Annotated in this window: 11 protein-coding genes; 5 read left to right on the plus strand and 6 right to left on the minus strand. The window is 71.7% G+C overall.

Translation table 11 applies throughout. The features are described 5' to 3' along the window. Positions 1–202 precede the first annotated feature (202 nt). The 4 genes from ACVHNB_RS05480 to ACVHNB_RS05495 all read left to right on the plus strand — a co-directional run bounded on the left by ACVHNB_RS05480 (position 203) and on the right by ACVHNB_RS05495 (position 4,272). A complete protein-coding gene (locus ACVHNB_RS05480) occupies positions 203–406 on the plus strand; it encodes an SPOR domain-containing protein (RefSeq protein ID WP_428952533.1) in 204 nt (67 codons plus the stop codon). A gap of 21 nt (positions 407–427) precedes the next feature. Then, on the plus strand, positions 428–880 hold the full coding sequence (locus ACVHNB_RS05485; protein WP_428952532.1) for a (deoxy)nucleoside triphosphate pyrophosphohydrolase: 453 nt from the start codon (positions 428–430) through the stop codon (positions 878–880). Between the two features lie 144 nt (positions 881–1,024). Next, positions 1,025–1,441 (plus strand): ATP-binding protein, encoded by a 417-nt coding sequence (locus ACVHNB_RS05490; RefSeq protein ID WP_428952531.1) that lies wholly within the window; start codon positions 1,025–1,027, stop codon positions 1,439–1,441. A 209-nt stretch (positions 1,442–1,650) separates the two neighbouring features. Further along, positions 1,651–4,272: a SpoIIE family protein phosphatase gene (locus ACVHNB_RS05495; protein ID WP_428952530.1), complete on the plus strand. Its 2,622-nt coding sequence runs from the start codon at positions 1,651–1,653 to the stop codon at positions 4,270–4,272. Here ACVHNB_RS05495 and ACVHNB_RS05500 read toward each other — a convergent pair. From ACVHNB_RS05500 to ACVHNB_RS05525, 6 genes are all read right to left on the minus strand, one after another. Beyond that, positions 4,269–4,994: a PspA/IM30 family protein gene (locus ACVHNB_RS05500; RefSeq protein WP_428952529.1), complete on the minus strand. Its 726-nt coding sequence runs from the start codon at positions 4,992–4,994 to the stop codon at positions 4,269–4,271. The genes ACVHNB_RS05495 and ACVHNB_RS05500 overlap by 4 nt on opposite strands. Positions 4,995–5,050: 56 nt before the next feature. Further along, complete coding sequence (locus ACVHNB_RS05505) at positions 5,051–7,108, minus strand: TPM domain-containing protein (protein WP_456227534.1); 2,058 nt, start codon at positions 7,106–7,108, stop codon at positions 5,051–5,053. Between the two features lie 326 nt (positions 7,109–7,434). After that, positions 7,435–8,631 carry a glycoside hydrolase family 1 protein gene (locus tag ACVHNB_RS05510; RefSeq protein ID WP_456227535.1) on the minus strand — a complete coding sequence of 399 codons (1,197 nt, stop codon included), beginning with the start codon at positions 8,629–8,631 and terminating at the stop codon, positions 7,435–7,437. Between the two features lie 79 nt (positions 8,632–8,710). Next, positions 8,711–9,601, minus strand: coding sequence for a carbohydrate ABC transporter permease (locus ACVHNB_RS05515; RefSeq protein ID WP_428952526.1), 891 nt, complete (start codon positions 9,599–9,601; stop codon positions 8,711–8,713). Further along, positions 9,598–10,599, minus strand: coding sequence for a carbohydrate ABC transporter permease (locus tag ACVHNB_RS05520; protein ID WP_428952525.1), 1,002 nt, complete (start codon positions 10,597–10,599; stop codon positions 9,598–9,600). The genes ACVHNB_RS05515 and ACVHNB_RS05520 overlap by 4 nt, the downstream gene beginning before the upstream one ends. 51 nt (positions 10,600–10,650) lie before the next feature. Further along, a complete protein-coding gene (locus tag ACVHNB_RS05525) occupies positions 10,651–11,895 on the minus strand; it encodes a sugar ABC transporter substrate-binding protein (RefSeq protein ID WP_456227536.1) in 1,245 nt (414 codons plus the stop codon). A 353-nt stretch (positions 11,896–12,248) separates the two neighbouring features. Between ACVHNB_RS05525 and ACVHNB_RS05530 the strand changes: the two genes are divergently transcribed. Then, complete coding sequence (locus tag ACVHNB_RS05530; protein WP_456227537.1) at positions 12,249–13,241, plus strand: acetylxylan esterase; 993 nt, start codon at positions 12,249–12,251, stop codon at positions 13,239–13,241. The last annotated feature ends 148 nt before the right edge of the window (positions 13,242–13,389 follow it).

Here is a 13,389-nt window from a genome sequence, read left to right on the forward strand (position 1 = left end):
GGGGGCGCATCTATGCAGATGCGCCCCCTCGGCGTGGTCGCGAAGCGTCGCCGCGGTGGCTTGTTGCGTATCTCTTTGTGCCAATGCGTATCCGCTCCGTAAAGGTCAGGCGTACGCTCGGGCATATGCGGATTGCGGTTTCCTCAGAATCCTTAGGGGGCGGGGCGCGATGCGAGCCGGAGTCGGGGAGTGGAGGGGCGCGATGACGGACAGCACGACCACACTTCCGTGGCTTGTCATACGTCAGGACGACAACGGCAACCGCTACCGCGTCGGGCGGTACGCGACGAGGGCCGAGGCCCAGCGCATCGCCGACAGCCTCGACGACCGCGGCCACAAGCAGCTCTACTGGGTCGAGCGCCTCGCCCAGACCGCGGGCCCGGGACAGAACGGAACGGTGCGCTGACGGAGCCGTAGGCTCCGGCACATGTCTTCCGCACCCTCAGCAGAACCGATCGTGGTGGTCGCCGCCGCCCTGTACGACGACGCGGGCCGCCTGCTCGCCGCGCGACGGAGTGCGCCCCCCGAGCTCGCGGGCCGCTGGGAACTGCCCGGTGGCAAGGTGGAGCCGGGCGAGACCCCCGAGGACGCCCTGGTCCGCGAGCTGGACGAGGAGCTCGGCGTGGCGGCCGAGCCGGTCGACCGGGTGCCGGGCGAGTGGCCCCTGAAACCCGGCTATGTGCTGCACGTATGGCGCACCCGCCTGCTCTCCGGAACCCCGGCCGCGCTCCAGGACCACGACGAGCTGCGCTGGCTGTCGACCGGCGAGATCTGGTCGGTCGACTGGCTGGATCAGGACGTCGGCGCGGTGCGGGAGGTGCTCGACGGGACGCTGCGGGACGCCGGCGGGCCGCCGTCCCGCCACGGCGCACAGGCGTGATCCGGGCCGACCGGAAGAGCCGCGCGTACGCCGTCCGTACCACCGCGCCCCCATGGAGGCGATAGCACGCGGCCACGTCAGGGTATATCCCGATTAACACTCTGAAACCGGACAGATCTCTCGCGGGCCAGGGAAGTGATCGGCGTGCTCCACACCGACGGCGACTGCGCCGAGTGGGCCTTCCCCGCCGACCCGACGGCGGTCCGCAGGGCCCGCTGGGCGGTCCGGACGCAGCTCGGCGACTGGGGCCTCGACGAACTCGGAGACGTCACCGCACTGCTGGTCAGCGAGCTGGTCACCAATTCACTGCGGTACGCGTCGGGCCCCATCGGGGTCCGCCTGTGCCGCTCGCCCGGACCCGGCGGCGCTCGCGGCGCCCTCCTCGTGGAGGTCTCCGACCCGCTGCCCGACCCGCCCCGGGCCCGCGCCGCCGACCCCGACGACGAGGGCGGCCGGGGTCTGCAACTGGTCGCGGGTGCCTCGCGGCGCTGGGGCACGCGGCCGGGGGACGCGCGGACGGGCGGCAAAACCGTGTGGTTCGAGCTGGCCCTGCCTGGTTAGACGAGAGGTCAGAGCAGCAGGTGTGGGACGCCGTGTGTGGGTGCACCCGCACCCTGGGTACGGAAAGAGTCGGTCCTGACGGGCCAAAAAACGTCGGGAGCGTGGTGTGATCGTGAACACCGTGTTGTGCGGCTCCGTAGTGCTGGATACTGCGGGCAGCCGCCCCGGTGACCGGTGCCGGACGTGGTGAGCTGGAGGGGACGGTTCGCGTGAGCGAGATACCAGCGAAGGCCAAGGTGTCCGAGGGTCCCTCGGACACGGCGTCGACGCGGGATGCGGACCGGACGCCGCAAGACGGGATCGGGCCGAGTGCGGCCGATACCTGGCAGTCGAGCCCGCCGGGTTCGATCTACGACTACATCAAGGTCGCCTCCTTCTCCCTGGGGCCCGACGGACTGATCGACCAGTGGAGCCGACGGGCCGCGCGCCTCTTCGGCGTCGCGCCGGAGGACGCCGTCGGCAAGGACCCCATCGAGGCGTTCGTCCCCGCCGATCTGCGCGAGCGCGGTCACCGCAAGATGGCGGAGATCCTCGACGGCCGCGAGTGGACGGGCGTCGTCCCGTTCCGGATGCCGCCCGAGGACGGCGCGGACGCGTCGGCGGACCGGCCCACCGGCCGCGCCGAGGTCTACGTGATGCCGACGACCACCGATTCCGGCGAGCACGCCGCGGTCTGCATCGTCGTGGACGTACGGACCCTGCGGCGCATCGAGACGGACCTCGCCTCCTCGCAGGCGATTTTCGGTCAATCTCCGTTCGGCTTCCTGCTGTTCGGCACCGACCTCAAGGTGCAGCGGGCCAACCGCACCTTCACCGCGGTCTTCGGCGGCCAGGTCGACGACCACCGCGGCCGCACCGTCCACGACTACCTGCCGCGCCACGAGGCCGACCGCGTGCAGGGCGCACTGCGCCGGGTCCTGGAGACCGGCGACGCCGTCACCGACATGCAGCTGGTGGGGACCGCCCCGGACTCGTCCGAGCGGCGCCACTGGTCCATCAACCTCTACCGCGTGCACAGCGGTTCGGGCCGCCCCATCGGCGTGGCCGGGCTCTCCACCGACGTCACCCGGCGCCACGCCGCCGCCCGTGAGGCCGCGCACGCCCGCCGCAACCTCGCGCTCCTGAACGAGGCCGGCGCGCGCATCGGCAACTCCCTGGACCTGGAGACGACCGCCCGCGAACTCCTCGACGTCGTCGTCCCCGGCTTCTGCGACCTGGCCTCCGTCGACCTGTACCAGGGCCTCCTCGCCGGCGACGAGGCCCCGCCGGGACTCGCCGACGGCAGCGCCGAGCTGCGCCGGGTCGCCGCCGCGAGCGCCGTCGCGGACGTGCCGTTCCTCGACCTGGGCGGCGAAGCGCCCGTCAGCGTAGGGGCGGTGCACCGCTTCGCGTTCAACTCGGCCTGCGCCGACGCCCTGCGCACCGCGCGCCCCCAGCTCCTGCCCGCCGAGCCGGGCGACCTCGTACAGTCCACGCTCGCCGTGCCGATGGTCGCGCACGACACGGTCGTCGGGCTCGTGCAGTTCTCCCGTACGAAGGGCAGCGAGCCGTTCAACGAGCGGGACCGGGCGCTCGCCGTGGAGCTGGCCGCGCGCGCCGCGGTCTGTATCGACAACGCGCGCCTGTACCGCCGCGAGCACGAGCGCGCGCTGATCCTGCAGCGCTCGCTCCTGCCGCCCGACAACCCCGAGGCGTCCGGCCTCGACATCGCCTGCCGCTATCTGCCCGGCAACGCGGCGACCGAGGTAGGCGGCGACTGGTTCGACGTCATCGAACTCCCCGGGCACCGGACCGCGCTGGTCGTCGGCGACGTCATGGGGCGCGGTCTGCGCGCCGCCGTCGCCATGGGCGAACTGCGCACGGCGGTACGGACCCTGGCGCTGCTCGACCTCGAACCGGCCGAAGTGCTCAGCGCGCTCGACGAGATCGCGCGCGGGCTCGGCACGCCCGGCGGCGTCCAGCAGGCGACGCGCGCGGCCCGCAGCAAGCCGTCCGACGCCGACCTCTCCGAGGTCTACCTCGCCACCTGCGTCTACGCGGTCTACGACGCCGTCACCCGGCGCTGCACCTTCGCCAACGCGGGGCATCTGCCGCCCGTCCTCGTCGAGCCGGGCGAGGGCGCTCTCATGCTCGACGTGCCGCCCGGGATGCCGCTCGGTGTGGGCGGCGAACCGTTCGAGGAGGTGGAGGTCGAACTGCCGGAGGGCTCGCTGCTCGCCCTTTACACGGACGGCCTCGTCGAGTCCCGGGACCACCCCCTGGACGAGGGGCTCTCCGCGTTCCGCGCGGCACTCGACGACCCGTCACCGGCGCTGGAGGACGTGTGCGACCACGTCCTCACCACCCTGGACACGCACCACGGCGAGGACGACATCGCCCTGCTCATGGCCCGGATCCAGGGGCTGCCGAGCGGGCACGTCGGCGACTGGACGCTGCCGCGCGAGCCGAAGTCCGTCGGGCGGGCCCGCGAGTTCACGCGGGCGCAGCTGACCGCCTGGGAGCTCGAACCCCTGGTGGACACCACCGAGTTGCTCGTCAGCGAGCTGGTCACCAACGCCCTGCGTTACGGAGAGGGCGACATCAGGCTCCGGCTGCTGCTCGACCGCACGCTGGTCTGCGAGGTGTGGGACGCGGGCCTCGTGCAGCCGCGGCGCCGCCGCGCCCGGGACACCGACGAGGGCGGCCGCGGCCTCCAGCTCGTCGGTCTGCTCAGCGCCGCCTGGGGCTCGCGCCGCACACCGCGCGGCAAGACCGTGTGGTTCGAACTCCCGCTGCCGGACGGCGGGTCGGCCCTCGTGGACCCCACGGAGGCGCTGCTCAGCCTGTTCTAGGAGGGGCTCTGGGACCCTGCCTTCAACGAGGCGAGCCGTGCCTCGATCTCGGCCGCGTCGCCGAGCGAGTCCAGCTGCTCGAACTGCGCGTCCAGTGAGGACTCGGCGAGCTCCTGCTTGCCGAGCGCCTTGGCCTCCTCGCGGCGCACCTTCTCCTCGAAGCGGTTCAGCTCGCTGGTGGGGTCCAGCACGTTGATGTTCTTCGCGGCGTCCATCATCTGGTTCTGCGCCTGCGCGGTCTTCGCGCGGGCCACCAACTGGTCGCGCTTCGACTGGAGGTCCGTCAGCTTGGCCTTCATCTGGTCCAGGCCCGACTTCAGCTTGTCGACCACCTCGGTCTGCGCGGCGATCGTCGGCTCGGCGCTCTTGGCCTCCTTCTCGGACTGCAGCTGCCGCCCGAGCGCGACCTTCGCGAGGTTGTCGAACGTGTCGGCCTCCGCCGCGGTCCCGGCGGCCCGCAGCTCGTCCGCCTTCTTGCTGGCGGCGAGCGCCTTGGTGCCCCACTCGGCGGCCGCGTCCACGTCCTCCTTGTGGTCCTGCTCCAGCATCCGCAGATTGCCGATGGTGGCCGACACGGCGTCCTCGGCCTCCCGGATGTTGTTCGTGTAATCGCGGATCAGCTGGTCGAGCATCTTCTGGGGATCCTCGGCGCTGTCGAGCAGCGCGTTGATGTTCGCCTTCGCGAGCGTCGCCACCCGGCTGAAGATTGTCTGCTTCGTCATGGTCAAGTCCCTTGGAGCGTAGGCTCGTCGTGGTGGTCGAGGTGGGCGAATGCTGGTCAGAAACGTCCGCCGCCGCCTCTGCGGCCGCGGGTCCCCCCTCCGCCGAAGCTGCCGGGCCCGCCGCCCCCGCCGCCGAACCCGCCGCGTCCGCCGCCGCCCATGCCACGACTCGCGCCGCCCAGGATCTGGCCGAGGATGATCCCGCCGAGCACGGCGCCACCGGTGCCGCCCCCGCCCCGGCCGCCGCCTCCGTAAGGGTTGCCGTACGAGCGCACGTCCCGCTCGGCGAGCGACTGCGCCTGCCGGGCCAGCGCGTCGGCCTGCTGCGCCTCCGCGAGCGCCGCCGACGCGTCGCTCTCCTCGGCGCCCTGCGCGTTCGCCAGATGCCGCTGGGCCTCCGCGAGCCGGGTGCGGGCCTCGCTGCCGACGGCGCCGCGGTGCGTCGTGATGAAGTCGGCCGCCGCGCCGGTGCTGCTGCGCGCCGCGAGCAGGGCCTGCCCGAGGAGCGAGCGGGCACGCGCGGTGCCCGCCTCGCGCTCCCGCGCCGCCGCGAGCGCCTCGTCGAGCGCCGCGTCCGCCTCCTCCACCCGGCGCAGTGCGTCGATCGGGTCGTACGAGCCCGCGGCCAGCTCCCTGCGGACGTCGCCGACGACGGACTCGGCGCGGGCGATGCGGCCGCGCAGATCGGCCGTCGACACGCCCTGCGTGGTCCCTTCGAGCAGGCCGCGCGCGTCCGCGAGATCCGCCTCGGACTCGGTGAGCGCGGCGGGCAGCTTCTCCTGCGCCTCGGCGAGTTCGCCGGCCAGCCGCTCGATCGCGGTGACGAACGTGCCGGCCTGGTCGACGGCGCCCTCGGCCGCCCGCAGGAAGACGGCGGCCTTGCCGTTGTCGCCCGCGTCGACGGACTGGCGGGCCTGGTTGAGGTTGGTCGTGGCGAACACGAGCCGGTCCTTGGCCTGTTCGAGGTGACCGGCGACGGGCAGCAGCGCGGCGGGCGCGTACCGCGCGCCGAGCGCGGTCAGGGTCTCCTGCGCGCGGCCGGTGTGCGCCGTGAGCTCGCGGAAGGCCCGCTCGGCGTTGGCCAGCGCCTCGGGCGCCGTCTGCTCCAGGGAGCGCAGCCGGTCGAAGTCCTCGGACTCCTTGTCGAGCCGCCGTCCCGCCTCGGTGCAGCGGCTGATGATCTCGTCGAGCATCCGCCGTTTCGTCGCGTCGTCCTCGGGGAACGCGTCGTCGAGCTGCTGGCGCAGCTTGAACGCCGCCGTCAGCTCCGACTGCGCATAGCCGAGCGCCTCCTGGAACGGCTTCACCGCCTCCTCCCCGAACTGGGCGGTGGCGAAGCCGAGTTCCTCGGTACTGGTGCGCACCGAGTCGTCGGTCTCCACCAGCAGGTGCCGGGCCTGCTGGTCGAGCTCGGGCAGCGGTGTGGCCTGCGGCTTGCCCCAGCCCTGGGTGCCCGCCGCGCCCCCGCCCGGCGTGGTGCGGCCGTTCATCCGCTTCTTGCGCCGGGTGTACGAGTACGCGGCCAGGGCCCCCGCGCCGCCGACGGCGATGACGGGGAGCACCAGGTCCCCGGTGCCGGTCCCGCCGCTGTCGCCGCTCGCGCCCGGGTCGGCGGCGCCCGGCGTGATCGTCGGGGTGGGCACGGGCCGGCCCGCGACGACGGCCCCGATCCCGTCCGCGGCACCGATCGCGGCGCCGGCCCAGTCGTTCTTGCGCAGGGCCGGCTCGACGGCGGTCCCCGCGATCTCCTGGATCTGGGCGTCGGTCAGCCGGGAGTCCTGGTCCACGGAGAGCGCGTACTGCCGGTCGTGGGTCGCCACGGCGAGCAGCACGTCGTTGAGGCCGAGGCCGTTCTTGTCGGCGGTGGCGTCGGCCCAGTCCTGCGCGGAGCGGCCGGAGAAGTCGCGTACGTAGGTGACGAAGAGCTGGATGCCGCGCTCGTCGTCGAGGTCGCCGAGCGCGGAGGCGACGACGTCCTCCCGGTCCCCGAGGGCGTCCACCTTGTCGGTGATCTGGCCGGTGCGGGAGAGGGTGACCGGGTCGTCGGCGCGGGCGGAGGCGGCGGGCAGCAGCAGCCAGAGCAGTGCGAGCAGCGCGGCCGCGGCTGTCCGCACGGCTATCGGGGCCGGGCGTGGGCGACTCTCGGACGGGGGCACATTTCGGAGGTTATGTCCGTATGGAGGGTGTCGCGACCGGGGCGCCCCCACAGCGCCCACGGCCGCGGCACCCGGTCTGCGGCGGCCCGGGCCCTCCGGGCCGGCCCCGCTCTCGCGGGCCCGCGGGGTCAGGGGCCGCGGGCCCGCGAACGGGCCGGGTCCGCGGGGTCAGGGTCCGCGGTCCCGTACGTCTCGGAGCGGCCGGCGGGGGGTGCGCCGCTCCGGACGGTCATGGGGCGGGTGCCGGCGTCTGCTGCGCGGGCACCCACCGGCAGGGAGGGGGGTCAGCCGCGCGGCAGGACCCGCTCGCGCCCCAGGCCGCCGAGCCAGACGGCGGCGGGCTTCGCGGTGCGCTCGAAGGTGCCGGGGGCGACGGAGATCAGGCCGAAGGTCGCCTTGTAGGTGCCCCACTCGTAGTTGTCGAGCGCGCTCCAGGCCAGGTAGCCCCGGACGTCGATGCCGTCCTCCATGCAGGCGGCGACGGCGTCGAGCGCGCCCGCGTAGTAGTCGATACGGCGGTCCTCGTCACCGGTGGCGATCCCGTTCTCGGTGACGATCAGCGGCACGCCGGGACCTACCAGCGCGGCGGTGTGCCGGATCGCGTGGCCGACGGCGGCCGGGTAGTACTCCCACTGCGTCAGGGTCCGCTCCGCGTCGTCCGGCGCCGGGACGGGACCCTGCGCACCGATCTTCGTCCGGGTGTAGGACTGTACGCCGATCCAGTCGTCGCCGCGCGCGGCCTCGATGAAGACGTCCTCGCGCGGGGCCCGGTAGGCGGCGGCGACGTCCTCGGCGCCGGGCAGCGCCTGGTAGACCTGATTGGCGATCGTCCAGCCCACCTGGATCCCTGCGTCGAGGGACCGCACCGCCTTCACCGCGGCGTGGTGCGCGGCGATGACGGCGTGGGTCGTCTCCTCGTCGGGGAACGGCAGACCGGCGGGCGGGAAGCCCTGCTCGCCCCGCTTGGCGAGGCCCGCCATCACGGCGATCATGTTCGGCTCGTTGATGGTGCAGACGTGGCTCACGCCCTCGCCGATGATGGGCGCGCACTCCTCGACGTACCGCGCGAAGAGCTCCACGGCGCCGTCGGCGGTCCACCCGCCGAAGTCCTCGAACCACTGCGGGACGGTGAAGTGGTGCAGCGTCACCATCGGCCGCAGCCCGCGGGCGAGCGCGCCCTCCACCATCCGCCGGTAGTGCGCGATCTCGGCCTGGGAGAAGTACCCGCGGGCCGGCTCGATCCGGGCCCACTCCACGCTGAACCGGTAGTCGGTGAAGCCGAGTTCGGCGAGCAGGTCCATGTCCTGCTCCCAGCGGTGGTAGCTGTCGCAGGCGTCCAGGCTCGGCTCCTGGATCCCCGCTGCCGGGTCGTGCTCCTTGCGCCACCAGTCGCTGTTGATGTTGTTGCCCTCGATCTGGTGGGCGGCGGTGGAGGCGCCCCACAGGAAGCCGTCGGGGAAGGGGGTGCTGCTGCGCGTCATGGTGATGGCTGTCTTTCTGCGTGCGGGGGGAAGTGTGCGGGTCCGCGCGGGACCGGGGCGCGACGGTGGCCGGCGCCGGCTACTTCATGCCGGCGGTCGCGATGCCCTGGGTGAAGTGCCGTTGCAGGACGGCGAAGACCAGCAGGACCGGCAGGACGACGAGCAGCGAGCCCGCCATGAGCATTCCGTTGCCGCCGCCCACCGTGCGGTTGGGGTCGTTGGCGAAGGTCGCGAGGGCCACCGGGAGCGTGTACTTGCCGGGGTCGTTGGTCGCGATCAGCGGCCAGATGAAGTTGTTCCACGACCCGAGGAACGTGAAGATCGTCAGCGTCGCGAGGGCGGGCTTGACCAGCGGGAGAACGATCCGCCAGAAGATGTACCACTCGCCCGCGCCGTCCATCCGGGCCGCCTCGAGCAGCTCGTCGGGGATGGTGACCATGAACTGCCGCATCAGGAAGACCCCGAAGGCCCCGGCGGCGAAGGGCAGGACGAGCCCCATGTAGCTGTCGAGCAGATTCAGCTTGTTCATCAGCACGTACAGCGGAAGGATCATGAGGTTGCCCGGCACCATCAGGGCGGCCAGCACGACCCCGAAGACCTTCGAGCGGCCGCTGAAGTTCAGCTTGGCCAGGGCGTAGCCGAGCATCGAGCAGAACAGCAGATTGCACACGGTCACGAGCACCGCGACGATCAGCGAGTTCAGGAAGTAGCGCGGCATGTCGAGCTGGTCGAGCAGGTCGCTGAAGTTCTGCAGCGTCCAGGTCGAGGGGAGCCACACCGGCGGGCTGGCCGTCAGGTCCTTCTTGGTCTTGAAGGCGCTGAGCGCCATCCACAGGAAGGGGGCGGCCATCACCAGCAGGCCGAGCGAGGCGACGACGTAGAGCAGTGGTCTGCGGACGCGGCCCTCGCGGCGGCCCGGACGGGCCGGGGCGGTGGACGGCGGAGCCGGTGCGGCGTGCTGGGCGCTCATTTCGTGTTGTCCTTCATCAGTCGCAGCTGCAGCACCGTGATGCCCATGATCACCACGAAGAGGACGTACGCCATGGCGCTCGCGTAGCCCATGTTGAAGAAGTTGAAGCCTTCGCGGTACATGTCGAGCGACACGGTCAGCGTGGCGTCGGACGGCCCGCCCTGCGTCATCACGAACGGCTCCTCGAACACGTTCAGGTAGCCGATCGTCGTGATGACCGTGGCGTACAGCAGGGTCGGGCGCAGCAGCGGCACCGTGATGCGGCGCAGCTCCTGCCAGGCGCCGGCCCCGTCGAGCCGGGCGGCCTCGCGCACCTCGGTGGGGATGGCCTGGAGTCCGGCGATCATCAGGACCATGACGGTGCCGAGGTTGCGCCAGACCGCCATCGCGATCAGCGAGGGCATGGCCCAGGTCTCGGAGCCGAGGAAGTCCGGTGTGGAGAAGCCGAACTGCGCGCCGAGGCCCGCGATCAGACCGTCCGACGGGTCGAGCACGAACCGCCAGACGATCGCCACGGCGACGATGGTCGTGACCACCGGCGCGTAGAAGCCGACCCGGAAGAAGGTGCGGGCCCGGTCGATGCCGTTGTTGAGCAGGATCGCGATGAGCAGTCCGAGCCCGATGGTCAGCGGCACCCCGACGACGACGAAGTAGGCCGTGTTGAACAGGGCCTTGAGGAACTTGTCGTCGCCGAACAGCTGGACGTAGTTGTCGAAGCCGACGAACTTCGCCTCCAGCGGCCGGGTGACGTTGCGCCGCCCGAAGTCGGTGAAGCTCATCAGGAGCGTCGCGACGATCGGGAAGAGCATGAAGACGCCGAACAGCACCAGGAAGGGGGTGGAGAACAGCCAGCCGGCCAGGTTCTGCTTTCCCATCGAGCGCTTCCTGCCGCGCCCCTTGCCGGGAGCGGTCCCGGGATCCGGGGCCTTGACGGCCCCGGACCGCGGGGGAGTGGGCCGCTCAGCGGCGGCGCCACCGGGTGTCGTGGTGGACGACATGGTCTGCCCTTCGGACCGATTGCGTACGCGATCTCACAGCTGGAGCGTCGGTTACTTCACGAGGCTCTCGATCTCGCCCTGGGCCTTGTCGAGCGCTTCCTTCGCGGAGGACTTGCCCTGGGTGACGGACTCGACGGCCTCGTCGATCTTCGAGGTGATCTCGGTCCACTTCGGCTGGACCGGGGAGACCTTGGCGGACTCCATCTGGGCCTTCCAGACCTTCATGTTCGGGTCGGTGGCGAGCTCACCGGACTTCCAGGCATTGAGATTGGCCGGGAGGTCCTTGGTGCGCTTGAACCAGTCGGACTGCCCCTTGGCGTCGGTCAGGTACCGGATGAACTCCTTGGCGGCGGCCTTGTGCTCGCTGTCCGCGGAGATCGTCAGGGCGGAGCCGCCGGCCATGGACGCGGAGGTCTTGTCGGTGGGCACGCTCGCGACGGCCCACTTGCCCTTGAGGTCGGGGTAGTTGTCGTCGAGCAGCCCCATGATCCAGGGACCGCCGAAGAACATCGGCACGGCGCCGGTGTTGAAGTCCTTGGTCACGTCGTAGCCGGGACGTACGGACTTCTCGCTGAGGCCCTTCTTGAAGTAACTGCCGTAGTTCTGAAGGGCCTTGACGGCGGCGGGGCTGTTGGCGACGACCTTGCCGCCGTCCGTGACGATCTCGCCGCCGGCGGAGTACAGGAACTGGTAGAAGCTCTGCACGGTGTCGAGCCCGCCCGGCTGGATGGACAGGCCCCACTTGGAGCCGGCCTTGGCCTGGTACTTCTCGGCGGCCTGCTGCAGCTCGGCCATGGTGGCCGGGGCCTTGTCGACGCCGGCCTTCTTCGCGAGGTCGGTGCGGTAGAAGAGCACGCGGGTGTCGACGTACCACGGCACACCGTAGGTGTCGCCGTCGACGGTGCCCTGCTGCCAGCCCGCCGGGAAGAAGTCCTTCTCCTGGAAGACCTTGGTGTCGACCGGCTCCAGGGCGCCCATGTCGGCGAACTCGCCCATGTAGCTCCCGCCCATCTGCATCACGTCGGGCAGCCGTCCGGCGGCCGCGGCGGCGACGAGCTTCTGGTGGGCGACGTCCCAGCCGATCGGGGTGACCTTGACCGTGATGTTCGGGTTGGCCTTCTCGTAGACCTTGGCGACGTCGGCGAGCTTCTCGCCCTCGGTGCCCATGGCCCAGACCGACAGGGTCTGCTTCTTGTCCGCCGCGACGTTGCCGCCGCCGGAACCGCCACAGGCGGTGAGGGTCAGCGCGGACGCCAGGCTGACGGCGATCGCGGCGGTGGTGGCGCGGCGGTTCATGGACGGCTCCTCCTTGAGCGGACCGTGGATGTATGCGCTGTCTGTAAGCGCATACATCACTCTGTGGCAGCCCGGCCGGATGTGGCAAGAGGGGTCTTGGTCACACTCCCGTAACGGGAGTGACATCCGGTGGCCGTCCGATGCCGCGGCGCCGGCGCGCGGCGCGGCCGCACGCTCGCGTACCGCACCGAACGTTTGCAAACCGAAAATATCTGACCTACCCCGATTCACCGCGGTCCACTTGGCGCGAAGTGGCCTGGCGGGGATGTGACACCGACCGCACGGACCGGCGACGGCCGGGCATATGCCCGAGTCCTGGGAAGCCGGGCACCGCCTCGCCTAAGGTCACGCCCATGACTGCCACGCACCCAGCCTTCGTGCACGACTTCCCGTTCGACCCCGCCTACGGCCTGACCCTCGACGACCTGCTGCGCGTCCCGGCCCCCGAGGCGCCCGCGGACTTCGCCGACTTCTGGCGCGAGCGGTACGAGGAGGCGCTGCGGGTGGCGCCGAAGCCGGAGGTCGGCCGGGTCGTCGAGGAGCGCGACGGGGTGCGGGTGCACGAGGTGACGTACGCGTCCCTGGGCGGGGTCCGCCTCGGCGGCTGGCTGGTGCTCCCGGTCGAAGGGCCGGTGGAGCACGGCTTCGTCATCGGGCACGGATACGGCGGCCGGGACGCGGCCGGCCCGGACGTCCCGCTGCCGCTGCCGCGAGCGGCGGCGATCCTGCCGTGCGTACGGGGGATGGGGGAGCGCGGTCTGCTGCCCGGGGTGCCGTCGGTGTCGGCCGAGCACGTCCTGCACGGGATCGCGTCCCGCGACTCGTACGTCATCGGGGAGTGCGTCGCCGACCTGTGGTGCGCGGCGACGGCCCTGCTCGAACTCGTCCCGGAACTCGCCGAGTCGGGCCCCCGCCTCGGGTATCTCGGGGAGAGCTTCGGAGGCGGCCTCGGGGCGCTCGCGCTGCCGTGGGACGACCGTTTCGCGGCCGGTCAGCTGACGGTCCCGACGTTCGGCAACCATCCGCTGCGCCTGACCCTCGACTGCATCGGCAGCGGGGCCTCGGTGCGCCGCCACCACCAGGACCACCCCGAAGTCATCGACGTACTGCGCTACTTCGACGCGGCGACGGCGGCGACCCATCTCCACAAGCCGATACTCGTGGCCCCGGCCCTCTTCGACCCCTCGGTCCCGCCGCCGGGGCAGTTCGCGATCCACAACGCCGTGGCCTCCGGCGGGGAGCTGCACGTCCTGGAGGCGGGGCATTTCGAGTGGCCCGGGCTGGAGCGGGCCGTCTCTGAACTGGCCGCGGCCAAGGGGGATTTCTTCGAGAGGGAGCTGAAGTAGGAGGCCGGTTCGAGGGGGCCCGCTGGTCTGTCGCCCTGCGCTGTGCCCCAGCCTCGGGGCTCCGCTCCTCAATCGCCGGAGGGGCTTGATTGGTGCACTCGCGTACGAGACGGGAGGGGCCGGTCTGGGTATGTGCGCGCGCAGCACA

This window comes from Streptomyces sp. YJ-C3 (assembly GCF_053891275.1).